Origin of the sequence: Pseudomonas paralactis, from assembly GCF_001439735.1 — a bacterium.
In the GTDB taxonomy this organism is placed as follows: Bacteria; Pseudomonadota; Gammaproteobacteria; order Pseudomonadales; family Pseudomonadaceae; genus Aquipseudomonas; species Aquipseudomonas paralactis.
On record NZ_JYLN01000004.1, the window covers coordinates 344346 to 369936 of the forward strand.

Genomic DNA, 25591 nt, shown 5'->3' on the forward strand with positions numbered 1-25591 from the left:
TAAAAAGTCAGGCCCAGCGGCGGAAGATCAACGAGGTGTTAACGCCGCCGAAGGCAAAATTGTTATTCATCACGTAGTCGTTGTGCATCTGGCGAAAGCCACCTTGCAGGTAATCCAGTTCGCCGCATTGCGGGTCGACCGCGTCCAGGTTGAAGGTGTGCACGTATTGGTCGCGGTTCATCATCTCAATGCTGAACCACGACTCCAGTGCGCCGCAGGCACCCAGGGTGTGGCCGAGGAAACTCTTCTGCGAGCTGATCGGCATACGGCTGCCGAACAGGCTGCTGGTGGCCAGGGTTTCAGCGATGTCGCCCTGATCGGTGGCCGTGCCGTGGCCGTTCACGTAGCCGATGGCGGACGGTTCAAGACCTGCGTCTTCCAGGGCCAGTTCCATGGCGCGGCGCATGGTTTTCTGCTCCGGGCGGGTGGTGTGCTGGCCGTCGGCATTGCTGCCGAAGCCAACCAGTTCCGCGTGAATATGCGCGCCCCGCGCCAACGCGTGTTCCAACTCTTCGAGCACCAACATGCCGCCGCCTTCACCGATCACCAGGCCGTCGCGGCCGCTGTCGTAGGGGCGCGGGCTGGTTTGTGGCGCGTCGTTTTTCAGGCTGGTAGCGTAGAGCGCATCGAACACCATGGCTTCGGTGGGGCACAGCTCTTCGGCGCCGCCGGCGAGCATCAATGACAGGCGCCCGAACTTGATCGCCTCGTAGGCATAGCCAATGCCCTGGCTACCGCTGGTGCAGGCGCTGGAGGTAGGGATCAAACGCCCGGTAAGGCCAAAGAAAATGCTGATATTCGCCGCCGTGGTGTGCGGCATCATGCGTACATAGGAGTTGGCGTTAAGCCCCTCGGCCACCGAATTGAGCAGCATATTGCCGAACGCCTTGATCTCATCGGTGCTGCCGGTGGACGAGCCACACGCCACGCCCATACGTCCGTCCTTGATCGACGGGTCTCCAAGCAGGCCGGCATCCTGCAGCGCCTGCTCCGCTGCCCAGACTGCCAGGCGCGACACACGCCCCATGCTGCGCAATTGCTTGCGGGTCCAGTGCGCAGGCACCACAAAGTCATCAATCGGCCCCGCCAGGCGCGTGTTCAACTCGGTGAAACGGTCCCACTCATCCATGCGCCGGATACCGCTGCGGTTGGCGCGAAAGTTGGCGGCGATGGTGTCCCAGTCGCTGCCCAGGGAGGTCACGCCGGCCATGCCGGTGACGACGACGCGCTTCATCAGCACAAGCCTCCGTTCACGGCCAGCACCTGGCGCGTGATATAGCCCGCTTCAGCCGACATCAGAAAATTCACCGCGCCAGCCACCTCTTCCGGCGTGCCCATGCGCTGCGCCGGGATCATCTTCATTAATTCTTCCACGGGTACATTTTCATCCAGCATTGCGGTGTCGATCAGCCCCGGAGCCACGCAGTTGACGGTGATCTTGCGTTTGCCCAGCTCGATCGCCAGCGCCTTGGCCGCGCCGATCAGGCCGGCTTTCGATGCACTGTAATTGACCTGGCCGCGATTGCCGATCAGCCCGGAAACCGACGTGATGCACACGATGCGCCCTGCGGCGCGACGACGGATCATCGGCATCATCACCGGGTGCAGCACGTTATAGAAACCATCGAGATTGGTACGCATCACCACGTCCCAATCATCTTCCGACAAGGCCGGGAAGGCGCCGTCGCGGGTCAGGCCGGCATTGAGCACCACACCGTAATAGGCGCCATGCTGCTCTACATCGGCCTCAAGCATGGCTTTGCAACTGGCACGGTCAGACACGTCGAATTGCAGCACCCGCGCCTTGCGCCCCAGTGCCTCGATTTCCACCTGCACCGCCTCGGCTTGCGCCCGGCCACTGCGGCAATGCAGTACGATGTCATGGCCGGCCTGGGCCAGGCGCAGGGCAATGGCGCGGCCGATGCCACGGCTGGAGCCGGTGACCAGTACGGATTCAGTCATGACGTTGGGTCCTTCGATTCATCTAAATAGTTGGCCGCCTGGGGCGGTCGAAATACGTTCAGGCGCGCACTGGCCTGGATGCCGTCGCCGGTGAGGTGGCATTCGAACACACCCATGCCGTTGTCGTCTTCCAGGGAGCGCAGGCCGTGGATATTCAGCTCGGCGCCCGCCGGGAAGTGCTCCACGTTGCACTCGAACTTACGTGTACCCAACAGGAAGCCCAGTTCCACCGCACGGCCTTGCTGGCGTGCATGGCAACCGGCAAAGGCGGCGACGCTTTGCGCCATCAGCTCAATACCGACCCAGGCCGGCAGGCTGCCGTCGGCACGATTGAACAGGCCGTCGGGCTTGACGGTGACGCGGGTGCGGATCTGCTCATCATCGAACGACAGCACCTGGTCGATCAGGATCATGTCGCCCGCGTGGGGCAGCAGTTCGGCAAGTGGCCAATCGTTCATGGGGCCTCTGCGATTATCAGGCTGACGTTATTGCCGCCGAAGGCAAACGAGTTGCTCATCAGGCAGGGTTTTTTCAAGGTGTCGCCGCTGTGCGTCCATTGCAAGGCGGGCAGCGCCGGATCGGCGTGACCGTCCCACACGTGAGGCGGCAACTGGCCGTGAGCCAGGCTCAGCCAGCAGAACGCCGCTTCCAGCGCTCCGGCGGCGCCAAGGGTGTGGCCGGTCATGGGCTTGGTCGATGAACAGGCCACGCCGCCGGGGAACAGGCTGGCGACGGCCAGGCTTTCCATGGCGTCGTTGTGTTGGGTGGCGGTGCCGTGCAGGTTCAGGTAGCCGATCTGCTCGGGGGCCAGCTTTGCGCTGGCCAGGGCTTTGCGCATCGCCTGCAGTGCACCCTTGCCGCTGGGCTCGGGTGCGGAGATATGGTGGGCGTCGCAACTGGCGCCGCTGCCCAGCAAGGCGATCGGTGCCGGTTCGCGGCTCATCAGGAACAGCACGGCCGCCTCACCGATATTGATACCGTTGCGGTTCACCGAAAACGGGTTGCAGCGCTCGCTGGATACCGCCTCCAGCGAGGTAAATCCATTCAGGGTCAGCTTGCACAGGCTGTCCACGCCGCCACAGATCACCGCATCGCACACCCCCAGGTTCAGCAAGCGCTGGGCGCTCATCAAGGCACGGGCGCTGGAGGTACAGGCGGTGGAAATTACATAGGCCGGGCCGCTCAATTGCAGCCAGTCGGCAAGGAAGTTTGCCGGGGCGCTGAGTTCCTGTTGCTGGTAGTCGTAGTCGGCAGGGAACTGCTGGTCGCGCAGGTAATGAGCAATGCCACGGCTGGCTTCGTCGATGCCCGAGGTGCTGGTACCAAGCACCACGCCGACGCGCCCGGGGCCATAGGTTTGAATGGCCTGGCGGATCTGATCGTCGATCTGCAACGCCGCTTCCAGCAACAACTGGTTATTGCGGCTGCTGTGTTGAGCCAGCTCCACCGGCAGAGGTGCCAGTTCGCCCTGGACGCCAGCCACCGGCACCACGCGCTCCGGCACCCAGCCGCTTTCGGCACGCATCCCTGAGCAGTCGCCGGCAAACAGGTTGCGGCTGACTTCGGCCTGGCCGCGGCCAAGGGCGCAGATCACACCGAGGGCATTGAGGTAGGCGGTCATCGGCTGACACCCAGCGGCGTGATGCGATAACTCAACGGCTGGCCGGCCATGTTCACGCTGAACACCTCGGAAGACTGATAGATGATTTGCCAGTGGCCCGGCAGCGTGCGCGTCAGGTCCATCGCCTGGGCGTGCGGATACAATGCCGGCACATCACCGGCCGGGGTCAGGGCAAACAGCAGCGCGGCAAACAACTCCCGCGCCTGGGGATTGGGCGGCAGCAACCCGTCGGCCTGCCACTGCCCATCGAGCAGTTTTTGCCGGGCCAGAGGGATGCCCAAAGGGTCCATCATCGACCAGCGAATCGCGTTGCCTTCGCGCTGGATCACCAGCAGCCAGTCCTGGTGCTGGTCGTCCGCCTGGCGCTGCACATGCAGTTGCATCGGCAAGGCCAGGGCCGGGATTTGTTCCGGCAACGGTGCCTGGCTGGCGCAGGCGCTCAGCAGCAACAGGCAGCCCATTAACAGCAGGCGCATCATGGGGCGGCGGTCTCCAAAGGTTTGCGTGCAACGCAGTTGACCAGGGTTTCCTCACGCTGGCCCACCGGCGGCGCCTTGCGCAGGCCCCAGCGTTCCAACAGGCCGAAGTCGCTGGAGCGGCTCCACCACAGGTAGGGGTACGAGACATTCTGCGAGTCGAATTCAAAACCCTGCTCGCGCAGCATCTCCAGGTACTCTTCGGCGCTTTTTTGCACATGCATCGGGTGGCGGAACAGCCAGCGAATCACCCAAGTGTCGATATAGGCTTCGGTGGATTCGGCAAACAGCAGATAGCCGCCCGGTTTGAGCACCCGATAGAACTCCTTGAGTGCGCGATGTTGCTCGACCAAGTGGTGAAAGGTCTGGTGGCAAAACACGATATCGACGCTGGCGTCCGGTACATCGAGGGTGGCGCAGTCACTGCCGATCAGCTCGACAGTCAGGCCCTGGCGCGCAGCCTCTTCACGGCTCAGCTCCAGGCTGTGGGGGTCGGCATCCAGGCCGATCAGGCGTGCAGGCGCAAACACCTGCTGCAGCAACCGGAAGGATTTGCCCTGGCCACAACCGGCGTCCAGCAGCACCGGCGCCACCGGCAGCGGCTCGCTGAACAGGCTGCGCAGGTCGTTGATCGCCACGCGCAATACGTGATGCTGCCAGGTGTGGCTGCGCAGGAACCAGAAGCCGAAACGGGTTTCTTCGACGTAGTTTTTGCTCAGGTAGTTTTTTCCAACGGCAGGGCTGTTCATACCGGCTCACTCGCACAGATTTCCGACAGCATCCGCAACCGTCGTTTCGGCTCGCTGACAAACGGGTTGCGCTCATCCCAGGCGTAACCGGCCAGGATCGAACTGATCATGCGGCGAATCTCCGCGGAGCTGCCAGGATGGAAAATCACGTCCTGGAACGTGCCCGCATACCAGCCTTCGACGTAGCAGCGGAAAGTGTCGACACCGCGCTTCAAGGGGTCGGCAAATTCGCTTTGCCAGTCCACGGTTTCGCCGTTGAGCTGGCGGTGCAGGACAGCGGCGGCCATGCTGGCCGAGCGCATGGCGATGGTCACACCGGACGAGAACACCGGGTCGAGAAATTCCGCCGCATTGCCCAGCAGCGCAAAGCCCGGACCGTGCAGGGTTTTGACGTTGGCCGAATAGCCGCCGATGCTGCGCGCCGGAGTGTCCCATACGGCGTTTTGCAGCACGGCGCACAGGCTTGGGGTTTGCTCGATGAAGCTGCGCAGGCAGGCGTCGAGGTCGCTGTCGCGGCCATCGAAATGCTCCTTGGCCGCAACTACGCCTACTGAGCAGCGGCCATTGCTGAACGGGATGGTCCAGAACCAGATGTCGCGCTGGGTGGGGTGGGTGGTGACCAGGATTTTGCTGCGATCAAAGCCTGGGTGTTCGATGCGGTCTTCGACGTGAGTGAACACGGCCTGGCGCAGCGGGAAGTTTGACGGCGCCTCCAGGTCCAGCAGGCGTGGCAGCACGCGGCCATAGCCGCTGGCATCCAGTACGAACCTGGCCTTGATGTGGTACGTGCTGCCATTGTCTCGGCGCACATGCAGGTAACGGCATTCGCCGGAAAAATCCACGCCGACAATGCTTTGGCCGTAGCGGATTTCCACGCCTTGCAGCGCCGCCTGGTCGGCCAGCAACTTGTCGAACTCGCCGCGCTGCACCTGGAAGGTGGTGGGCTTGCCGTTGCTGAAGGTGTCGCCAAAATCAAACGCACTGTAGCGCTCGCCCCAGGCGAACGCGGCGCCGGTTTTGAGCTGGAATCCGGCCGCCTCTACAGCGTCGAGCATCCCGGCTTCTTCGATAAAGTCGATGCAGTGAGACAGCAGGCTTTCGCCAATCGAGAAGCGCGGGAAGTGCTCGCGCTCGATGATCAATACGTCATGCCCCTTGCGCTTTAACAGCGCGGCCGCGATGGCACCGGATGGCCCGGCACCGATCACCACTACCTGGCGACGTTCCATTTCAACTGTGGGCACGAGGGCTCCTTGCCGCATGGGCGAAAATCGCATTCATAAGGTGTGTTTCTGCCGGCCGGCCCAGGGCGCCAGCATAAAGCTGAATGCCAGGCCCAGGCTGACCGACAAACCAAAATTACTCACCGCCGGTGTACTGGATACCGCCAGCAGGCCGAACGACAACCAGGTTGTCAACGCTGCCAGCAATGTTCCCAACAGGCTGACGGCCGGGCCGCCGATCTGCTCGCGCATCAAGATCGCGTAGTCCACGCTGATGGCCGTGACCAGCAGCAGGCCAAACAGGCTGAACAAGGTCAGCGGCTGGCCCAGCCAACCGAGGCTGGCCAGGCTACACAGCGCGGCCAGCAACGGCAGGGCGACGATACGCAAGGCGCCGCCAAAACCGAAGGGCACAATCAGCAACACTACGATCAGCCCGCACGACAACAACTTCAATTCGGCAGCGCTGATTTGCGTGTCGGCAAATACGCGGTTCAAGTCGCCCAGGCGATCGACCAGTTGCACGCCGGGCAAGTCCAGCGCCTGTACCCGCAGCAACGCCGGGTTGTTCAAGCCTTGCAGGCTGACCATGGCCGCCACGCCGCCCTCTACCGGGCCGAGCCACAGCGTGCGCCAGGGTTCGGCCAGCGGGCCTTGCAGGGCCGCGTCGATGTCTTGGGTGGGTAGCGCCTGCAATTGCGCGACTTCGGCTTGCAAGGCGCTGGCGGGCACGCCGAGGTCCAGCAGCGGTTGCCAGTGTTGCGCCAGAGTGTTCAGCGCATCGCGCAGTTGTTGCTGCTCTTCGGGCAGGTTCACCAACTGACTGAGCGCCAGGTAGCCCTGGAGCTTGTCCATATTCACCAACTGATCCAGGCGTTTGCCCAGGGCGGCCTGGCGCTCCAGCAACTGCTGCTGATTATCCGCCCGCACCAGGAAAAACTGGCTGGTGGGCTGGAACCCGGTGATACGCGCTACGGCCTGGGCTTCCTGGAGCAATTGCGGCGGCGCGCCGATCCATTGGCGAATATCGTTTTTGCTGTCGAGCTGCCACAGGCCGGCGGCGCAGAACACCAGCACCCCCACCAGCAGCACTGAACCGGGCACGCGTTTGATCAAGGCCGTACGCAGTTGCCACAGAGTCTGGGCGACACGCAGCGGCCATTGCGCCGGGCGCAGCTCCACGCCCTTGAGCAGCGCGGGCAGCAGGCACACCGCACACAAATAAGCGCCTACCAGCCCGGCGGCGGAGAACACCGCGATTTGCGTCAGCGCCGGAAACGGTGTCCAGGCCAGCGCCAGGTAGCCGATGCAACTGGTGGCCAGGCTCAGGCTCAGGCCCGGCAGGGTCAGGCGCAACGCTGGCCAACTGCGCCAGGGTTGCAGGCTCCAGCTTTTGGACAGGTAGTGCAGTGGGTAATCCACCGCCACGCCGATCAGGCTGGAGCCCAGCACCAGGGTCATCACATGCATATGCCCAAACAGCGCCACACAGGCGACTGCGCCAAACAACATGCCCACCAGCACCGGCACGAACGCCAGCAACACCCGCCAGCGGCGGAAAGCCAGCAACAGCAACAACAGGATGCCGACGGTTGCGCCACCGCCGACCCAGGTGATTTCCCGGGTGGCTTGCTGCTGCCCATTGGCCGCGTAGAGCAAGCCGCTGGCGGCGAGCAATTGCGCGCCGTGCTCGCCAGCTTGCTCGCGGCTGGCCTGGAGCAAGTCCGCTACTTGCAGCGGCAGTTTCATATCGAAAGCATTGCCGGTGGTACGTGCCCGCAGCAACACCCAGCTTTGGCCGTCGGCTTCGGCGATCAAGGCGCCGCTGCTGACGTCCAGCTGTACCGCACCGTGTTGCGGCTGGCTGTTCTGGATGCGCCCGGTCAGGCCCAGCCAGTCGTCCTGGCTCGGCACCAGGCTGAAACCTGTGAAGGGGTCGAACAGCGCTTGCACCCTTTGCTGGATGAAGGCGTCGGGGTGTTCGATCAGTTGCTCACGGTCGTTGGCCGAAAGCATCGACAAGCGCCCACGCAGCAGTTGCTCGCGCAGCGCCGGCAAGTCGGCTTGCAGGTTCCATTGCACCTGTTCAAACAAGCCGCTGGCCTGCCAGCGCTCACCCAATTGCTGCGCCACGGACAGCGCTTGCTGGCGGTCGGCATGGCCCACCAGCACCAGCATTTCGCGGTTCAGCGGCTCTTGCATACGCTGTTCGGCCTGCTGTTCCAGGGCGTTTGGCGTGCTGCCCGGCACCAGTTCCATCAGGTTGGCCGACAATGGCGCGCCATGGCGCCACTGCCAGCCGGCCAGGGCCAGCACGGCCACCAGCAGGATCAGGAACAGGCGTGGCAGCAGGCGTTCACTGGGCAAAGTCGTGTTGCTCCGCATCGCTCAACGGCTGATCGGCGGTACTGTCCTGCATGCGCAACAGCGTGCTGTCGCCTTGGGTTTCCAGCAGTTCAATGGTGCGCACCAGTGCGCCGCCGTCGATATTGATCTGGGTGAACACTTGCTTGAGCAGTAGCGAACGCGGGGTCAGCGTGAGCTTCCACTGTTGGGCCTCGCCTTGCAGTTGCAGGTCAAAGTCGCGTTGCAAGCCGCTGCTGTCGCCCTGGAGTACGGCGAGAAACAGGCGATTTTGCTCGGCCCCGGCGCTCTTGTTCGGCAGCGGTTGCCAGCCGTTGGCGTCACGGCGAGCGATGCCCTTGCCGGTGATGCGGTAGTCCTGTTGCAGCGGGGTTTTGAGCAGCCACAACAGGCCGTGGTCCTTGGCGAGCACGAAGGTGCCCTTGCTCACCAGCGGCTGGGGCAGGGCGCGCAGGTGTTTTTCCTGGGTGAAGTTGCCGTGGATCACGGAGGGTTTGGCAAGCTGATCGCTCAACTGCTGCAGCTCAAAGGCCTGGGCACTGAAGCTCAACAACAACGCCGCCCCTGTAGGAGCGAGCTTGCTCGCGAAAAACCTGAGGGCCCCACGGGCTGTCAGGTACCCAGCGTTATCGTTGGCGATCTTCGCGAGCAAGCTCGCTCCTACAGGGGGGCTCATTTCAGGGCTCTCTCTACGGCGTCGGTGAAGACTTTGGGCGAGGCCAGTTGCATCTCGCGACTGGCGATTTGCACCGCCACTTGCACCGTGCTGGCGCGGGTCAAACGCTCGCCGCTGGCCAGGTCGGTGATCAAATAATTGACCTTCAAACGATTCTCCCACTCCACCAGGCTGGCGCGCACATTGATGGTCTGGCCGAAGGTCGCGCCACGCACATAGCGTAGCTGCATGTCGATCACAGGCCAGGCGTAGCCGGACTCAAGCATCGCCGTGTAGTTATGCCCGATCTTGTCCAGCAACGCACAACGCGCCACTTCCAGGTATTTCACGTAATGCCCGTGCCACACCACGTTCATGGTGTCGATGTCGAAAAACGGCACAAGGATTTCAGTGTCGCTGTGCAACACGCCGGGGCTACGCATGCAGCCTCCAGTGTTGCGCGGCGATACGTTGCAGGCACAGGCGCAGTTCGCCTTCCAGGGCGCGGTCTTCGATGACCGGCGCAAAGTCCTGGGCCAGTTCGGCGTGCATCGCGGCCAGTGCCGGTGGCAGTGGCCGGGCATCCTCGGCCTGGGCGCGCAGCCACACGCCCTGGTTGGCGGCGAGCAGGGTCGCGGCGGCGACCTGTTCGGTCAGCTCCAGCACGCGGATCGCATCGCGGGCGGCGATGGTGCCCATGCTCACTTTGTCCTGGTTGTGGCACTCAGTGGAGCGCGAGAACACGCTGGCCGGCATGGTGTTTTTCAGTGCTTCCGCGGTCCAGGCGCTGGTGCCGATCTGCACGGCCTTGAAGCCGTGGTTGATCATCGCGCGGTCAGCCGGGGCGCCCGACAGGTTGCTCGGCAGGCCATGGTTGTAGCGCACGTCCACCAGCAGCGCGAGCTGACGGTCGAGCAGGTCGGCCACGTTGGCGACCAGGGTCTTGAGGCTGTCCATGGCGAAGGCGATATGCCCGCCGTAGAAGTGCCCGCCATGCAGCACACGTTCTTCTTCGGCATCGATGATCGGGTTGTCGTTGGCGCTGTTCAGTTCGATCTCGATGAACGAGCGCAGCCAGTTCAGGCTGTCTGCCAATACGCCGAGCACATGGGGTGCGCAGCGCAGCGAATAGCGGTCTTGCAGGCGATGCAGCGGTGCGGTGGGCGCGTCGATGGCCAGGTCCTTGCGCAGCCACGCGGCCACTTGCATCTGACCAGGGTGCGGCTTGGCAGCGAACAGGCGTTCGTCGAAGTGTTCCGGGTTGCCTTGCAGCGCCACCACATTGAGCGCGGTGATGCGCGTGGCCAGTTGCAACAGGTAGTTGGCGCGGGCGAAGGCCAGGCAGGCCAGGCCGGTCATCACGGCGGTGCCGTTCATCAGGGCCAGGGCTTCCTTGGGCCGCAATACCAGCGGCTCCCAGCCCAGTTCGCGGTGTACATCGGCCGCCTGGCGGCGTTCACCACGGAACAGCACTTCACGTTCGCCGGACAAGGTCGCGGCCACGTAAGACAGCGGCGTCAGATCACCGCTGGCGCCCACCGAACCTTCTTCCGGGATCAGTGGCAGCACATCGTGTTCGAGGAAGGCCTGCAAGCGCTCCAGCAGCTCCACGCGTACGCCCGATACGCCATGGCACAGCGACTGCAAACGCGCCGCCAGCACGGCACGGGTGGCTTGGGCGTCGAGCAACTTGCCCAGGCCGCAACCGTGAAAGGTGTACAGATGACGCGGCAAGGCTTCGACATGTTCCAGCGGCACCGCTACCACGCAGGAGTCGCCGTAGCCGGTGGTCACGCCGTAGATCACGCCTTCCTTGTCCAGCAGCGAGTCGAGGAACTGCGCGCCCTTGGCGATGCGCTGGCGATAGGCAGCGTCACCCTGTAATTGCGTGGGCACCTGGCGGTTGGCCAGGGCCAGCACGTCTTCGATGCGCAGGGGGCGTTCACCAAAGGTGATGGGCTCAAGAGGCGTCGTCATCGGTCTTCCAGAAAGGGTAAAAGTTGAACCATTGTTGGGGCGCTTGCAGGCAAAACTGGCCCAGGCGCGCGGCGTAGCGTGCGGTCCATTGGGCAATGACTTGCTCACGGGTGCTGCGCTTCCATTCGACCAATTGCGCAAAGGGCTCGATGCTCAAGCGGTAGCGGCCTTCATGCTTGAGGCACATCAGCAGGTTAACCGGGCATTTGAGCAGCCCGGCCAGCAGCCACGGGCCTTGGGGAAACGCGGCGGGGTGGCCGAGGAAATCCACGCGCACCGTGCGCCCACCGTGCAACGGGATGCGGTCACCGGCGATTGCCAGCCATTCGCCGTCGTCCAGGCGCTGGCTGAGCAGCAGCATGGTGGCCGGGTCCAGCTCGCTGACCTGGATCAGGCGCAAATGGCTGGCCCCGGCTTCGCCCAGCAGGCGGTTGAAGCGTTCGGCGTGTTTGGTATGCACCAATACGTTCATGGTGACCTGTTCACCGATTTCCGCCAGGGCACGGCACACTTCCAGGTTGCCCAGGTGCGCGCCCACCAGCATCTGCCCGCGTGCGCCACGCAGTTGCCCGCGCAATTGCGCCGGGTCGTTGATTTCGATCTGCTCCAGGCGCAGCTTGCCGTTCCACACGTCGAGCTTGTCGAGCAGGGAGTCGGCGAAGGCCATGAACTGGCCAAAGACTCTCCGGTGGGTGGGAAGCAGTTCATCGCGCCCGCTCCATTGGGCCAGGCGCTGTTGATACTGCCAGGCGCTGTGACGCGCCGTGCGGCCAAACAGAAAGAAGTAGAAAACGATGCTGTAGAGCAAGGGGCTCAACAGGCGACGGCCAAGGATTTTTGCGGCGAGCGCCGTGAGTTTCATCAGCCAGAAGCTGCCGCGTTCCTCGCGGTCGGCCCAGTGCCTGGTGCTGTCGCTCATGCCTGCCACCGTCGCCACAGGATCATTGGCGCCCGCACCAACATGCCGAAGAACAGGCGCGTATGCATGGCGCTGATGCGCAGGTTGTCGCGAAACAAGCGAAAGTGCGACAGGCCATCGGCGGGGTAGTGCACCTGGGTCGGCAGCCAGCGCATCGGCTGGTTGCGCCAGGCCAGGCGCACCAGGATGTCCGAGTCGAAATCCATGTGCGTGCCGATGTAAGCCGAGTCCATCAAGGCCAGGGTTGGCGCCAGCGGGTACACGCGAAAGCCGCACATCGAGTCGCGAATCTGCAACGACAGCGTGTTGATCCACACCCATACGTGGGTGAGGTAACGCGCATACAAGCGGCCTTTGGGCACGCTGTCGTCGTATTCGGGGTAGCCGCAGATGACGGCGTCAGGGTGCCGGTGCGAGGTGTCGATAAAGGTCTCGACTTCGCGCAAGTCGTGCTGGCCGTCGGCGTCCACTTGCAGAGCGTGGGTGTAGCCCAGGCGCGCCGCTTCGCGGAATCCGGCCATCACCGCACCGCCCTTGCCCTGGTTGCTGGGCAGGGTTAACAGGGTGACGTTGTCCAGCGTCGCCAACTGCGCCAGCACGGCTGCGCACGCGGCGCTGCTGCCATCGTCCACCAAAAGGCAGGGCAGGCCGCTTTTCAGCACACTGTGGACCACGGCTGGCACGGCGGCTTCGTGGTTGTACACCGGGATTAAAGCGCAGGGGTTATGCATGATGGGGGGCACCCGATACACCGGGCCGCCTGCATCGCAGGCAAGCCAGCTCCCACATTGGACTTGCTGTGCTCATAAGATTGTTGGCCGACACCGATCCAGTGTGGGAGCGGGCTTGCCCGCGATTGAGCACGAAGTGCTCACCCGGCTTATGCATGCGCGGCCTCCAGCACTATCCGCCCGCTTGAGCAGGCAGCAACCCCATTGCGATAGGCGAAGTACAGCTTGCTACGCTCCCGATCAAAGCGCAGGTGCAGTTCGACGTGATCGCCCGGGCGTACCAGTTGCTGGAACTTGAGCACTTCCATGCCGGCGAAGGTGCTCGGCAAGTCGAGCAGTTGCTGGCCCAGGTTGAAGGCCCATTCCACTTGCACCACGCCGGGCAATACCGGCGTGACCGGGAAGTGCCCGCTGAAATAGGCCAGGTCCGGCGGAACGCTCAGTTGCAAGGTCCATTCACCCTCTGTTTCGACTTGCGCCAACACTTCCGGGCTCTTGGGGCGAGGCGCCAGTAGCAGAGCTTCGATATCGGCCTGGGGCAGCTTGCCCTGGCTGTTCAGCGGCAGTTGGCGCAGCACACGCCAGCGGCGTGGCAAGGCAAGGGCTTCGCAATGTTGGCTCAGGTGCTGGCGCAGGGTTTGGGTGAGCGTGCGTCGGCCCTGGTTGCGCAGGGCGTGCAAACCATCGCTGCTGAGCACCACCAGCGCGCCGAGGGAGGCGCGGTTTTCCTGCACCACGCCCAAGCGGGTTTCGGCGACCCACGGGTGGGTCATCAACGCCTGTTCGAGCATCGGCAGGGAGATGCGTTTCTCTTCCAGCTTGACGATACGGTCCAGGCGCCCCAGCAACTCAAAACGGCCATCGGCATGGATGCGTGCAGCGTCGGCAGTCTGTTCGATGTGCCCTTCGGGCAGGTATTTTGAGGCGATACGCAGAGCGCCGTCGGCATCCTGGCTCAGTTGCACGTCGGCAAACGGCTGCCAGGGTTGCGCGCCCTGGCGCCAGGCGATGCCACCGGTTTCCGAGCTGCCGAGGATTTCCGTCGGCCATTGTTGCAAACGGTCGTAGAGGCTGCCGGCAGCTTCAATCGGCAATGCACCGCCGGAGGAAAACACTCGCGCAACCTGGCTCAGTGCCGGCCAGTCGAGGTTGTCGCCCATGCGCTTGAGCAACGCCGGGCTGGCCACCCAGGCAAATTGTGGATGTTCGCGGCTGGCGCGCTGCATGTCTTCGGGGAACGCCAGTTGTTTGCGCACAAAGGTGCGACCTGCGCACAGCGGCCACAGCACGCGAAACAGCAAGCCGTAGATATGCTGGGTGGCGACACTGCCGATGATGCAGGCATCCTTGAGGTCTTTGCCCCACAGGGCCTCCAGCGCCTCGACTTCATTGGCCAGCTGGCGCAGGGACTTGTCGATGCGCTTGGGCTCGCCGCTGGAGCCGGAGGTGCACAGGCTCAGTTGGCAAGTGTCCAGGTTGAGGGCGGCGGCGCTCAAGGGCGTTTGATACAGCGCGTCCAGGTCGCTGGCTTCGACCAGCCAGGCATCCACGGCGTCGGCCCAGCGTTGGCGCGTCTGGGGTTGCAGGTCGGCGGGCAGCAGCACGCTCGCGCCTGCGCGCCAGGCGCCCAGCAGCGCAATCGCCAGCAGCCCGGCGTCTTCCAGGTGCACGGCCAGACGCCGGATGCCCCGGGCTTGCAGGCCCGCCGCCAGGCTCAGCGACTGCTCCCACAGTTGCGCGTGGTTCATCTCGGGCTCAGTGGTTACCCAACGATTTTGCAGCGGCTCAAGCAGCAAGTGCTCAAGTTTCAACCCATTCATACGCGGCCTCGAACCCTTTGTCGTACCAGCCATTCCACGGCAAACAACAGCCCCATCAGCCCGTAGGCGATCAAGCCGTTGTACAACGTCCACCAGCTCAGCGGTGCCCACAGGGTGAGCGCGGCGGCAAGCAGGCCATTACACAGAAAAAACACACTCCACACCACGGTGACCCGGCGGGTATACACCATCGCGTGGGGCGGCAGGTGCGGGTCGGTCATGCGTGCCAGGCGCTCGACCATCGGCGGGCCGTAGTGCAGGCTCAGGCCGAACAGCGCCAGCATGAACGCGCTGACCAGGCTGGGGTACCAACGCAGCCACTGCGGGTTATCGAACCAGGCCAGCAGCACGCAGAACACGATGACCGTCACCGCCATCCAGCGGCTGCCCGGGCGCCGCGCAGCGGTCAGAGCGCGCAACAGCCACAGGCTGCCCAGCAGCAGACCGAATTGCCAAGGGGCAAAATGCTCGGTGCCGTAATACACCGCAAAGGGGTACAGCAGCCCCGCCAACAACAGGCCAAGGCCGATCAGCCGGCTCATGCGGCGGGCTGGACCAGACGGTACACCGCCTCAACCACGTCGTTGACGGTACGCACCGCCTTGAATTCTTCGGCGGCGATCTTCTTGCCGGTCTGGCGCTTGATGTGGTCGATCAGGTCCACGGCGTCGATGCTGTCGATTTCCAGGTCTTGATACAGGTTGGCGTCCAGGGTGACGCGTTCCGGGGGCAGTTCAAACAGTTCCACCAAGGCGTCGCGCAGGGTGTTGAAAATATCGTCACGAGTTTGCATGGTACGGTCTCAAGCTGCCTGTCGGGCCGTGACGAACGCCGCAAGGCTGGCCACGTTGGTGAAGTGATTGCGGGTGTCCTTGGCGTCGGCATCGATTTTGATGCCGTACTTCTTCTGAATCGCCAGACCCAATTCCAGGGCGTCGACCGAGTCCAGGCCCAGGCCTTCGCCAAACAGGGTCTGGTCGCTGCCAATGTCGTCGGCGCTGATGTCTTCCAGGCCCAGGGCCTCGATGATCAGCGTCTTTATGTCGTGCTCAAGGCGGTGTTGGTCGCTCATCTTCGGCGAGCTCCTTAATGAAATAATGGTGCAGGTAATCGTTGAGCTTGCGTGAAGCCTGGGGCGCGGCGCCGAGCGCGGCGAACGCCTGTGGCTCTATATCGGCGCCCACACGCAAACTGAAGTGGAATCGACGCTTGGGGATGCGATACCAGGGTTCGGCTTTGGTCAGGGTGGTGGGGCTGACCTTGATCACCACCGGGGTGATGATTGTCGCACCCCGCAGGGCAATGGCCGCGCCGCCGCGATGAAAGGCGGGCGCCGCGCCTGGCGTGGTGCGGGTGCCTTCGGGAAAGATGATCAGGGTTTGGCCGGCGCGCAGGGCATCGGCCGCCGCATCAAGCATGTCGGCGCTGCCGTCGTTGCTGATATAGCCGGCGTCACGCACTGGCCCGCGGGTGAAGGGGTTCTGGAACAGGCTCTGCTTGACCACGCAGTTGGTCTGGCGCATCAGGCCGATCAGGAACACCACATCGATCAGCGAAGGGTGGTTGGCAACGATCATCTGCCCAGGACGCCCAAGTTTTTCGGCGCCCTCGACACTGAACGTGAGGATGCCCAGGGATTTCATCAAGCGGATAAAGAACCAGAACAGGCAACTGATGGTATGGCGTGCGCGCCGCTGATGCTCGATAGCGTCCCCCGGCAGGCAACTGAGCAGCGGAAACACCAGCAAACGCAGGCACAGGCCGCCCACGCCGAACAGGAAAAAGCTCGCGGCGGTAGCGAACAGGCGCCAGTAATAGGCGTCCCGAGGCTTGTCGGTCAGGGCTTGCGTTGCCAGTTCCATACTCGGTTCTTCCAGGCATGTTGGCAGGCGCCCTGTTCGGTCAGCAGGGTGCGCAGCAGGTTCAGGGCGTGGGGCCACTGGGTGATGGTGGTGGGTTGGACAGTGCCGGTGGTGAGTTCCAGCTGCCACTCGTCGCCCGGTGTGAGCAACAGGCCCAGGGCATAGGGGAACGGTACGTCGTGGATCCAGCCGGCGTAGGCTTCGGGCGGCTGTTCTTCGGTGATCACCAGCAGCACCGCCGGGGCGCCTTCGTTAAGCAGTGCGGCGGCTTCGAGCAGGCCGTGCTCCAGGCCATCGCCCACGGCGGCGAGGGCGGTCATCTCGCTGGTTTCATTGCGCAGGATCGACCACAGGCCGATCACCGCGTTGTGCACCGACAGGCTGAACTGGGTCGGCGACAGCGGCTGCTCGTTGGCCAGGTCGCTGAGGATATCCAGGGTGCGCGGGGTTTCACCGTGGCGGGAAATAAACACCAGTGGCAGCTCTGCAAGGCCCTCGGCCAGCGGCCAGCCGACGCTGAACGCCATGCGCGCCAGCCGGCTCAAGCGGCGGCGCTGCATCGCTGGCAAAAATGACACGTCGGGGCAGGCTTCGCTGGCGGGCAGCAACACCGGGGCCCGGCACCAGGCGTGCCAGTGGTCCGCACTCTCAAGGCCAGGGGCCCAGGCGCGCCATTGGGCGATGTTGAAGTTGATCACTGAGAAGTTATCCCGCCCCTGCGGGCTTCCATGTGCGGCCAATGGCCCCGGATTCCGGGACAGAGAGCAATGGCCGAATGGCGCGCATTATCCCGGTGCCGCAGGGTTCTAGCAAATACTGGTGAAAATTTGTTCACTATTGATCACAAATAAGTTGGAAGAACTTACAGATTGTTAGTCATCGCTGGCCGACCGTGGAATAGGCACACTCCTATTTGTTTGTTAGCCAGATGCGGCGCCCGGATGAACGAGGTAGCTAACTGGCGCTTTTGCGCTCTACACTCGGTCATTCATTGATACACGGAGGTTTTTCCATGCGGCGCGTGGTGTTCAATCAAAAAGGCGGCGTGGGCAAGTCCAGCATCGCCTGCAACCTGGCGGCGGTCAGCGCCAGCGAAGGTTACCGAACCCTGTTGGTGGACCTCGATGCACAAGCCAACTCAACCCAGTACCTGACTGGGCTGACGGGCGAAGACATCCCCATGGGGATCGCGGATTTTTTCAAGCAAACATTGTCTTCCGGGCCGTTTTCGAAGAAGAACAAGGTTGATATCTACGAAACGCCGTTCGACAACCTGCACGTCATCACCGCCACCGCCGAGCTGGCAGACCTGCAGCCCAAGCTCGAAGCCAAGCACAAGATCAACAAGCTGCGAAAGCTGCTGGATGAGTTGAGCGAGGATTACGACCGGATTTACCTCGACACCCCACCCGCGTTGAACTTCTATGCGGTTTCTGCGCTGATTGCGGCTGATCGTGTGCTGATCCCCTTCGATTGCGACAGCTTTTCGCGCCAGGCTTTGTATGGCCTGCTGGCCGAGATCGAAGAATTGAAGGACGACCATAACGAAGGCCTGGAAGTGGAAGGCATCGTGGTCAACCAATTCCAGGCCCGGGCGAGCTTGCCGCAGCAGATTCTCGATGAGTTGATTGCCGAAGGGCTGCCGGTGCTGCCCGTGTACCTGGCCAGCTCGGTGCGAATGCGCGAGTCGCACCAGGAGAGCAAGCCGCTGATTCATCTGGATCCACGGCATAAGCTGACGCAGCAGTTTGTGGAGTTGCATAACCTGCTGGAAAGCGCCTGACCTCGAGCACTCGGGCCGTTACGGCCTCACAGCCGACGCTGATCTAGCTGAGGCACCATGATCCAAATGTGGGAGCTGGCTTGCCTGCGAAGACGGCCTGACAGGCAACACAGTTGGACCGGGTACATATCCGTTATTTAGGTAACGGCCACTTAGGGTTCCGCTCTGACAGCGGCTCACTTTTGAAAAGCGCAAAAGTAAGCAAAACGCTCTTGCCCCACCACTCGGCACCTCGCTTAGGCTCGGTGTGCCCGTAATCCGCCAGTGATTTGGGGGGCCGCCGCCACGCGCCATCCATGGCGCGGGGCGGCTAAACCGGCATCCCTGCCGGTTTACCCCCCAAATCCCTGTCGAATTCCGGCCAGCGTGGTTTAACGGGGCGCCTAAGATCAAAAGCAAGATCAAGAGCGACTCGCTTCGCATCGTGGAGTGGGTGGTCGGGCGCGGTTAATTGTGGGGGGGCATTTCGGCAGGTGAGTTGGATTTGTCCCACAGGGTCTGTAGGACGGGTCTGGCAATGGGGCTTGTGCCTTGTAACCTTGCCTACAGCTACGCCAGAATCCGCCGGCTTGTGCGTCTGGATGGGCGTCTCTAAGGTTTGCCGGTCGCTGAATGTTCAGTGATCGGGTTTAGTAGCCCACTCAGACGAAAGCATGTGCACCGCTCCCAAAGCATGGCGTTTCTTGCCTATCTGATGGTGGCTGTGCGCAGGGCACCTTAGGGTGCGCCGGGTTTTGCTTTCGTTCTACCGGTCTACTAACCTGCGTACAGCTGCCGCCCCTTGTTTAGTAGCAAGCAGGCGATGGCCCCAGCAGAGAACGAAAATATGAATTTATTCACCGTTTCACCCAACCTCCCCACCGAAACACTCGTGCTCAACAGCTACGAAACCTTCTCTTCCGTGCGCACGCTCTTACTCAACCTGTCCAACGACCTCACCGGCGAACACCGCGACGTAGCGCTGGCCATCCACCAGTTAAGCGAACTGGGCGTCATGCTGGTCAGCCAGATGATGGACCGCGAAGCCCCGCTGACCTGAAGCTGAAATGCATTCAATGTGGGAGCTGGCTTGCCTGCGATGGCATCACCTCGGTGTACCAGGCAGACCGAGTCGCCTGCATCGCAGGCAAGCCAGCTCCCACATTGACCGAGTTGATGGAGGGGGATGTTTACACCCCCTGGCTACGCAACCAACTCATCAACTGCGGCAACGGGAATGCCCCGCTCTGGCGCGCCACTTCGCGGCCGTTCTTGAACAGGATCAAACTGGGAATCGAGCGAATCCCCAACTGGGCTGACAGCTGCTGGTTAGCCTCACTGTCCAGCTTCGCCAGCCGGCACTTACCCTCCAGCTGCCCGGCTGCCTGTTCGAATACCGGCGCAAACGACTTGCACGGCCCGCACCAGTCGGCCCACACATCGACCAAAAGCGGCAGGTCGCCCTTGATCTGGCTGGCATAGTCGCCCTGTTTCAAATCAAAGGGTTTGTTCAGCAACACCGGCTGCTTGCAACGCCCGCACTTGGGCGCGTCACCCAGGCGTTCGCTGGGGATGCGGTTGAGGCCGTTGCAATGTGGGCAGGGGATGACAAGAGGTTCGGACATCGGAGGCTCCTTGGGGTCTGGCCAATAGGTGTATTTGGTGCCGGAACTGGGATTTATCAAGGCTGGGTGCAGGGGACTTATTCGCTCACAGTTTCGCCCGCGCCGGGATAAATCGTGTGACTAGGCTTTCGTTGTGCGCCACCGGTCTGTTTGCGGCTATAGCAAATTGCGATAGTTCGAATTCAGGTTTAACCTTCATAGCAAGATGCGATAAGGACGTTGCATGCGAGTCATCAGTGAAAGCAGGATCTGGGAAGCAAAGGGAAAATGGCCGCGCTCGGCAACGGCTTTGGATCAGTGGTATCGCGTGATCAAGCGCAACGCCCCCAAGGACTTCGCTGCGATGAAAGCCATGTTTCCCGCCACGGACAAGGTGGGTGAATTTCATGTGTTTGATATTGGCGGTAACAAGCTGAGGTTGATTGCGTCGGTGCAGTATCGAATGCAGCGCGTTTACATCAAGCACCTGCTTGACCATCGCGATTATGAGAAGGACAAATGGAAGGAAAAAATCAGATGAGCGCACTTATACACGTTGCAGCAGAGCACTGGCAGTTCGTTTCGCCTGTGCTGCGCAAGCCGGAAAACGAGGCAGACTACGACGCGCTGGTATGCGGTTTGGATGAGCTACTGAGTCTGGTGGGTGAAGACGAGGACAGCCCGCTGATGAGCCTGGTCGATATTTTGAGCGACTGGATTGAAGCTTATGATCGTGAGCATCGCCCAATGCCCGTCGCCAGCGGGGTCGATGTGCTGCGCTACATGATGCGCGAGCACAACCTCACCCAGAGTGACCTTCCGGGCGTTGGGGCGCAATCAGTTGTCTCGGAGATATTGAGCGGAAAACGCCAGCTCAACGTGCGCCAGATTCGTTGGCTGGCCGAGCGTTTCGGGGTGTCGGTGGAGACCTTTATCTAAGAGGTCAAGACGAACAACTGATCTCCAGATGCTTGCCCCAATCCGGCGGCCGCTGCGCGTACTGCTCCATTCCCGCTTGTTCCTCAAACGGTTTGCAAAGCACCTCATGCAGCCGCCGCACTTCGCTGTAGTCCCCGGACTCGGCGGCGGCAATAGCGTTTTGTGCCAGGTAGTTGCGCAGGATGTAGAGCGGGTTCACCGCATGCATGCGCTCGCGGCGCTGTCCCTGGGTGTAATCCCCGTCCCGCGCAACGCGGGCCTTGTAGCGCTCGGCCCAGGCATCAAACCCGGCCAGGTCGACGAAGTCATCGCGCAACCGCTTCACTGCAAGCTCCGCGGACTCATCGCCCAGGCGGCGCAAGAACAGCGTGTAGTCCACACCGCTGTTCTGCATCAGCTTGAGCAAACCCTCCACCAGCGTCTGGTCGTCTTCTTCGGCGGTGGTCAGCCCCAGCCGGCGGCGCATCAGGTCCAGGTAGTGGGCCTGGTACAGCGGCAGGTACAGACCGAGGGCTTCTTTCAGCGCGTCAACGCTGATGAACGGCGTGAGCGCCTGGGCCAAGGCGCTGAGGTTCCACTGCCCGATCGGCACCTGGTTGCTGAAGGAGTAGCGCCCTTCATGGTCGGAATGGTTGCAGATGAAGTGCGCGTCAAAATCATCGAGAAACGCGAAGGGCCCGAAGTCGAAGGTGATGCCCAGGATCGACATGTTGTCGGTGTTCATCACGCCGTGGCAAAAACCATAAGCCTGCCATTTGGCGATCATTTCGGCGTTGCGCTCGACGATTTCGCGGAACATCGCCAGGTAAGGTTCGGGCTGCTCGCGGCACTCGGGGTAATGCAGATTCAACACGTGTTCGGCCAGCTCGGCCTGCTGTTCGGGCTTTTTGGTGTAGTAGAAGTATTCGAAATGTCCGAAGCGGATATGGCTATGGGCCAGGCGCAACACCATGGCGCCACGTTCCTGTTTCTCACGCCAGACCGGGGTGCTGGAGCCGATCACGCATAGAGCGCGGCTGCTGGGGATGCCCAGCGCGTGTAGCGCTTCGGAGGCGAGGAATTCGCGGATCGAAGAGCGCAACACCGCACGCCCGTCGCCCATGCGCGAGTAAGGCGTCATCCCGGCGCCCTTGAGGTGCAAATCCCAATGTTCGCCGGCCTCGTTGTAGACCTCGCCCAGCAACAACCCGCGGCCATCGCCCAATTGCGGGGTGTAGCCGCCAAACTGATGCCCGGAATACACCATCGCCCGTGGTTCGGCTTCGGCCCACAGTTTGTGGCCGCCAAACAGTTCGGCAAACACGGAGGTTTCGGCCACGGCCGGGTCGAGGTCGAGCAGCGCCATGGCGGCCTTGCTCGCCACCACCAGGCGCGGTGCGTCCAGAGGTTCGGGCAGAACGTGGGTCGAGAACGCATCGCCCAGGCGTGCGAAGCGATTGTCGAAGGTCAGTTCGTCGAGGGCTTTCACCGGCCATCTCCAGCAGAATGTCCGAGCATTCTGCTGGGGATAGGGCGTTTAGTCGAGTTTGCTGGGTGGCGGCTCCGGCGCATCCACCACTTTGCCTGCTGGAGGCTCGGGGGCGTCGGGCTTGTCGAGCGGCTCGGCAATGGTCTTGCGCTCGTCTTCGGCCGGCACCAATTTGTATTCCTGGCCGTGAAGATTCTTCAGGTAGATTTCCATCTGCCGGAACGAGATGTTGATGTGCTGTTTCTTGAACTCACGATTGATGTAGCGGTTGACCTCGTCCAACACCGGGTTGCGGTCGCCCAGGTCGCGAACATGCATGCGCAGTTCGTGGTCGAGGGTGCTTTCGCCGAAGTTGAGGAAGTACACGTGGGGTTCCGGTTCTTTGAGTACCCGTGGGTTTTCTCGCGCCGCCTTGAGTAGCAATTCCTTCACCAGGTCCAGGTCGGAGCCGTAGTCCACGCCGAGTTTGAGGGTCACCCGAGTGATGGTGTCGGTCAGCGACCAGTTGATCAACTGCCCGGTAATGAAGGTCTTGTTGGGGACAATGATGTCTTTATTGTCGAAGTCGGTAATGGTGGTGGCACGAATGCGGATCTTGCTGACCGTACCCGACAGGTTGCCGATGGTGATGGTGTCACCAATGCGCACCGGGCGTTCGAACAGGATCATGATGCCGGAGATGAAGTTGGCAAAGATCTCCTGCATACCGAAACCCAGGCCCACCGACAGCGCCGCCACCAGCCATTGCAGCTTGTCCCAGCTCACGCCGAGGGTAGACAGCGTGGTGACAAACCCCACGCCGGCAATGATGTAGGACAGCAAGGTGGTGGTGGCGTAGGCGCTGCCCTGGGCCAGGTCCAGCTTGGACAGCACCAGCACTTCCAGCAGGCCGGGCAGGTTGCGCGCCAGGGCGAAGGTGATGCCGATGATGATCGACGCGCCGAGCAGGTCGCCGATACTGATGGGCACCATGCTGATATTGGTACCCGTACCGCTGGTGTATTCGTACAGGGTGACGTTATCCAGGTACGAAAACACCGAGATCAGGTCCGACCACACCCAGTACAGCGCCGCGATAAAGCCGCCGAGCAAGGCCAGGCGGATCAGGCGCATGGACTGTTCGTTGACCTGTTCGATGTCCAGGGTCGGCTCCTCGATCACCGTTTCGCCATCCCCGGCTTCCTTGGCCGCCTGACGTTTGGCCAGGGCGCGGGCATAGGCCAGGCGCCGGGCGGCCACGCCTAGACCGCGCACGAAGGTGGCTTCGATCACCAGCCAGAACATCAGCAGGTACAGGGTGTTGATCAGCCGGTCGCTGAGTTTCAGCGCGGTGTAGTAATAGCCAAAGCACACGGCAATAAACAGCGCGATGGGCAGGGCGGTGAACACCACCCCGATGGCCTTGCGAAACAGCGAGGCCTTTTCATGTGTAGGGCTGTTGAGCAGCAGGCGACCCAGCAGCCACGCCATCAAGCCATAGCAGGTGAGCACCACGGCGATGCCCAGCACGTCTTCGGCCAGTGCCGCCGGTTGGTGTTCGGCAATCGCCACCACCGCCACCAGGGCCAGTACCACCAGCCCGAGCTTGCGTACCCAGCCCTGGAGGAACTGGACCTGGGGTTTCTCCCAACGAAAGTGCAGTTCGGCCACGCCGCCCGGCGCCAGGATGCGGTAGGCGGTATAGAACACCAGCCATGCCTGGGCGATCTGCAGCAGGGCCGAGCCCAGGTTGGCGTTTTGCCCGCGGGCGTCGATCTGCAACGCATAGCCGCACAGCGCCAGGCCCAGAGACACCGGCATTGCCAGCAAGATATTGATCAGGATCGCCTGCGGCGTATGCCACTGGCTGTCGCGCTTGAAGTGACCGATGTCCAGGTGGACCTTGTTGAGGCGCTGGTACAAGGCCTTGCGCCGCCACAACAGCGCGCCGATCAACAGCAGCAGCGGCAGGAAGAGCAATGGGCGCTGGGTCAGGCCGTCATACAATTCGCTGACACTGGATGCCCAGGGCAGGGTGGCGACTTGCTTGCTCAGGTGCGCCGGCACGGTTTCCAGCCATTCGGTGTCCAGCGGCTTGTTGCTCGGGATCCAGAACATCTGCTCATCCAGCGTGGCGCGCAGGGTGGTGGCGGTGCTGAGCAGTTGTTTCTGGTTCAGTTGCAGGGTGATGGACTCGTTCAGCAGCGCGCTCAGCTCGCGGCTCAGGCGCTCCAGCAGGTCGCTGCGGGTGATCGCCAGTTCCAGCAAGGTGCGACGCAGTTGCGGCGTGACTTCATCCGGTGGCTGGTTGGCCAGCAGGTTATCCACATAGGCGCTGGGGGAGCTGATCAGCTCACGCTGTTGGTTGACCTCGAACTGATACAGGCGAATGTTGGCGATATCGTCAGCCAGGTCGCGGTCGACGGTCAGGCGCGGCAGGGCCTGTTTTTGCTTATACAGAATCTTGGAAAGCAGCAGGCTGCCCTTGAGCACGTTGATCTGCTCGTCCAGGGCCGAATCGCTCTGGTTGACCGTGTCCAGTTGCTGCTTGGTCTGCAGGTTTTTCTGGGTCAGGTCATTGAGGCGGTCAGTGCTTTTGAGCAGGTAGTCGGAGAGCTTGAGGTTGTCTGCGCTTTCCTTGGCCAGGATGCTACTGCCCCCGGCTTTCTGGGCTTCGATGGACTGTTGGGTCACCGTTTGCTGGGACTGGGCCAGGCGTTTCTGGTTGATCAGGGTTTGCAGGTCCTGGATTTCCTGCTCCAGGCGTGCGGTTTTTTCCTGGATCAGGTCGTGCTGGCTGTTGCCCAGGTCTTGCAGCTGGCTGTTGCCGGCCAACTCCTGGCGGCGCAGGGGGATCAGCGCATTCAGGGCCGCCAGTTCAGCGTTCAACTGGTTGCGCTGGTCGCCGCTGAGGGCTTTGCCGTTGTCTTTGCCGAGCTTGAGCGTGGCGTTGATCTGCTGGATGCGCGTCTGGCTGCTGCTGATTTCGGTCTGGGCGCGCTCTGGGCGGGTCTGGGCGGCGATGGTCAGGCTGTTGGCGTCGGCCAGCTCTTTTTGCAGGTCGCCTTGCTGGGTGCTGCGTTGCACCAGCAATTGCTCCAGCTGCGGCACGGGCAGGGAGGCATAGCGTTGGGCCACGGGGATGATTTTGGTGGCCTTGAGGCGCGCCAGCTCACGCTGGTTCTCATTGGTTTGGCGCGGTGCCTCTTCCAGCTGGCGCTTGAGATCGGCCAGGCGCTGCTCGTAATCCTGCTGGTTCGCCAGGTACGTCAGGGTCTGCTGCAGGATGCCCTGCAACGCCTTCATGTCAGCGTCGGGCAGCTTGCGGTCGGGCAGTTTATCCAGGGTTTGCTGGATGGCGTCGGCGCTGGGCGGGTCGGCAGCGTGAACGCTGCCGACGCAAAGGGTCAGGCCCAGCAGGGCAGTGGCGATAAAAGTGCGCAGGGTTGGCATAGAGACCGGTCTTGCAAGGTGAAGAAT

Annotated in this window: 26 protein-coding genes; 4 read left to right on the forward strand and 22 right to left on the reverse strand. The window is 62.4% G+C overall.

The window, feature by feature from the left end; genetic code table 11:
- Window positions 1–7: 7 nt before the first annotated feature.
- From TX23_RS13100 to TX23_RS13190, 19 genes are all read right to left on the reverse strand, one after another.
- The gene (locus tag TX23_RS13100) at window positions 8–1234 is read right to left on the reverse strand and encodes a beta-ketoacyl-ACP synthase (protein WP_057702509.1); all 1227 of its coding nucleotides are present in this window, start codon (window positions 1232–1234) and stop codon (window positions 8–10) included.
- On the reverse strand, window positions 1234–1962 hold the full coding sequence (fabG, locus tag TX23_RS13105) for a 3-oxoacyl-ACP reductase FabG (RefSeq protein ID WP_057702510.1): 729 nt from the start codon (window positions 1960–1962) through the stop codon (window positions 1234–1236). Before fabG ends, TX23_RS13100 begins: the two co-directional genes overlap by 1 nt.
- Window positions 1959–2420, reverse strand: coding sequence for a hotdog family protein (locus TX23_RS13110; RefSeq protein ID WP_057702511.1), 462 nt, complete (start codon window positions 2418–2420; stop codon window positions 1959–1961). The genes fabG and TX23_RS13110 overlap by 4 nt, the downstream gene beginning before the upstream one ends.
- Window positions 2417–3583 (reverse strand): beta-ketoacyl-[acyl-carrier-protein] synthase family protein, encoded by a 1167-nt coding sequence (locus TX23_RS13115; RefSeq protein ID WP_057702512.1) that lies wholly within the window; start codon window positions 3581–3583, stop codon window positions 2417–2419. The genes TX23_RS13110 and TX23_RS13115 overlap by 4 nt, the downstream gene beginning before the upstream one ends.
- Window positions 3580–4062, reverse strand: a complete 483-nt coding sequence (locus tag TX23_RS13120; protein ID WP_057702513.1) for a DUF3261 domain-containing protein — start codon at window positions 4060–4062, stop codon at window positions 3580–3582. The genes TX23_RS13115 and TX23_RS13120 overlap by 4 nt, the downstream gene beginning before the upstream one ends.
- On the reverse strand, window positions 4059–4808 hold the full coding sequence (locus TX23_RS13125; RefSeq protein WP_057702514.1) for a class I SAM-dependent methyltransferase: 750 nt from the start codon (window positions 4806–4808) through the stop codon (window positions 4059–4061). Before TX23_RS13125 ends, TX23_RS13120 begins: the two co-directional genes overlap by 4 nt.
- The gene (locus tag TX23_RS13130; protein WP_057702515.1) at window positions 4805–6052 is read right to left on the reverse strand and encodes an NAD(P)/FAD-dependent oxidoreductase; all 1248 of its coding nucleotides are present in this window, start codon (window positions 6050–6052) and stop codon (window positions 4805–4807) included. Before TX23_RS13130 ends, TX23_RS13125 begins: the two co-directional genes overlap by 4 nt.
- A 33-nt stretch (window positions 6053–6085) precedes the next feature.
- Window positions 6086–8416 (reverse strand): MMPL family transporter, encoded by a 2331-nt coding sequence (locus TX23_RS13135; RefSeq protein WP_057702516.1) that lies wholly within the window; start codon window positions 8414–8416, stop codon window positions 6086–6088.
- On the reverse strand, window positions 8388–9071 hold the full coding sequence (locus tag TX23_RS13140; RefSeq protein ID WP_057702517.1) for an outer membrane lipoprotein carrier protein LolA: 684 nt from the start codon (window positions 9069–9071) through the stop codon (window positions 8388–8390). The genes TX23_RS13135 and TX23_RS13140 overlap by 29 nt, the downstream gene beginning before the upstream one ends.
- Window positions 9068–9493, reverse strand: a complete 426-nt coding sequence (locus TX23_RS13145) for an acyl-CoA thioesterase (RefSeq protein WP_047712410.1) — start codon at window positions 9491–9493, stop codon at window positions 9068–9070. The genes TX23_RS13140 and TX23_RS13145 overlap by 4 nt, the downstream gene beginning before the upstream one ends.
- Window positions 9486–11027, reverse strand: coding sequence for an HAL/PAL/TAL family ammonia-lyase (locus tag TX23_RS13150; RefSeq protein WP_057702518.1), 1542 nt, complete (start codon window positions 11025–11027; stop codon window positions 9486–9488). Before TX23_RS13150 ends, TX23_RS13145 begins: the two co-directional genes overlap by 8 nt.
- Window positions 11011–11946 (reverse strand): LpxL/LpxP family acyltransferase, encoded by a 936-nt coding sequence (locus TX23_RS13155; RefSeq protein ID WP_057702519.1) that lies wholly within the window; start codon window positions 11944–11946, stop codon window positions 11011–11013. Before TX23_RS13155 ends, TX23_RS13150 begins: the two co-directional genes overlap by 17 nt.
- Window positions 11943–12677, reverse strand: coding sequence for a glycosyltransferase family 2 protein (locus tag TX23_RS13160; protein ID WP_057702520.1), 735 nt, complete (start codon window positions 12675–12677; stop codon window positions 11943–11945). The genes TX23_RS13155 and TX23_RS13160 overlap by 4 nt, the downstream gene beginning before the upstream one ends.
- Before the next feature lie 149 nt (window positions 12678–12826).
- On the reverse strand, window positions 12827–14497 hold the full coding sequence (locus TX23_RS13165; protein ID WP_057702521.1) for an acyl-CoA synthetase family protein: 1671 nt from the start codon (window positions 14495–14497) through the stop codon (window positions 12827–12829).
- Window positions 14494–15039: a COG4648 family protein gene (locus tag TX23_RS13170; protein WP_057702522.1), complete on the reverse strand. Its 546-nt coding sequence runs from the start codon at window positions 15037–15039 to the stop codon at window positions 14494–14496. The genes TX23_RS13165 and TX23_RS13170 overlap by 4 nt, the downstream gene beginning before the upstream one ends.
- On the reverse strand, window positions 15036–15290 hold the full coding sequence (locus TX23_RS13175) for an acyl carrier protein (RefSeq protein WP_003187949.1): 255 nt from the start codon (window positions 15288–15290) through the stop codon (window positions 15036–15038). Before TX23_RS13175 ends, TX23_RS13170 begins: the two co-directional genes overlap by 4 nt.
- 9 nt (window positions 15291–15299) lie before the next feature.
- Window positions 15300–15569, reverse strand: coding sequence for a phosphopantetheine-binding protein (locus tag TX23_RS13180; RefSeq protein ID WP_010563239.1), 270 nt, complete (start codon window positions 15567–15569; stop codon window positions 15300–15302).
- The gene (locus tag TX23_RS13185) at window positions 15547–16359 is read right to left on the reverse strand and encodes a lysophospholipid acyltransferase family protein (protein ID WP_057702523.1); all 813 of its coding nucleotides are present in this window, start codon (window positions 16357–16359) and stop codon (window positions 15547–15549) included. The genes TX23_RS13180 and TX23_RS13185 overlap by 23 nt, the downstream gene beginning before the upstream one ends.
- The gene (locus TX23_RS13190; RefSeq protein WP_057702524.1) at window positions 16335–17057 is read right to left on the reverse strand and encodes a beta-ketoacyl synthase chain length factor; all 723 of its coding nucleotides are present in this window, start codon (window positions 17055–17057) and stop codon (window positions 16335–16337) included. The genes TX23_RS13185 and TX23_RS13190 overlap by 25 nt, the downstream gene beginning before the upstream one ends.
- A 314-nt stretch (window positions 17058–17371) precedes the next feature.
- On the opposite strand from TX23_RS13190, the gene TX23_RS13195 reads away from it, so the two are divergent.
- Window positions 17372–18142 (forward strand): ParA family protein, encoded by a 771-nt coding sequence (locus tag TX23_RS13195; RefSeq protein ID WP_057702525.1) that lies wholly within the window; start codon window positions 17372–17374, stop codon window positions 18140–18142.
- Between the two features lie 826 nt (window positions 18143–18968).
- Window positions 18969–19181, forward strand: a complete 213-nt coding sequence (locus TX23_RS13200) for a DUF6124 family protein (RefSeq protein ID WP_032893916.1) — start codon at window positions 18969–18971, stop codon at window positions 19179–19181.
- Between the two features lie 130 nt (window positions 19182–19311).
- Here TX23_RS13200 and trxC read toward each other — a convergent pair whose 3' ends face one another.
- Window positions 19312–19746, reverse strand: coding sequence for a thioredoxin TrxC (gene trxC, locus TX23_RS13205; RefSeq protein ID WP_057702526.1), 435 nt, complete (start codon window positions 19744–19746; stop codon window positions 19312–19314).
- A 223-nt stretch (window positions 19747–19969) separates the two neighbouring features.
- On the opposite strand from trxC, the gene TX23_RS13210 reads away from it, so the two are divergent.
- Window positions 19970–20266 carry a type II toxin-antitoxin system HigB family toxin gene (locus TX23_RS13210; protein ID WP_043047206.1) on the forward strand — a complete coding sequence of 99 codons (297 nt, stop codon included), beginning with the start codon at window positions 19970–19972 and terminating at the stop codon, window positions 20264–20266.
- Entirely contained in the window at window positions 20263–20664 is a 402-nt protein-coding gene (locus tag TX23_RS13215) for a helix-turn-helix domain-containing protein (protein WP_057702527.1), read from the forward strand. Before TX23_RS13210 ends, TX23_RS13215 begins: the two co-directional genes overlap by 4 nt.
- Before the next feature lie 4 nt (window positions 20665–20668).
- Here the strand turns inward: TX23_RS13215 and selO are convergent, their stop codons facing one another.
- Both selO and mscK read right to left on the reverse strand, forming a co-directional pair.
- Complete coding sequence (gene selO / locus TX23_RS13220) at window positions 20669–22132, reverse strand: protein adenylyltransferase SelO (protein ID WP_057702528.1); 1464 nt, start codon at window positions 22130–22132, stop codon at window positions 20669–20671.
- A gap of 48 nt (window positions 22133–22180) precedes the next feature.
- Window positions 22181–25564, reverse strand: a complete 3384-nt coding sequence (mscK, locus tag TX23_RS13225) for a mechanosensitive channel MscK (RefSeq protein ID WP_057702529.1) — start codon at window positions 25562–25564, stop codon at window positions 22181–22183.
- Window positions 25565–25591 lie beyond the last annotated feature (27 nt).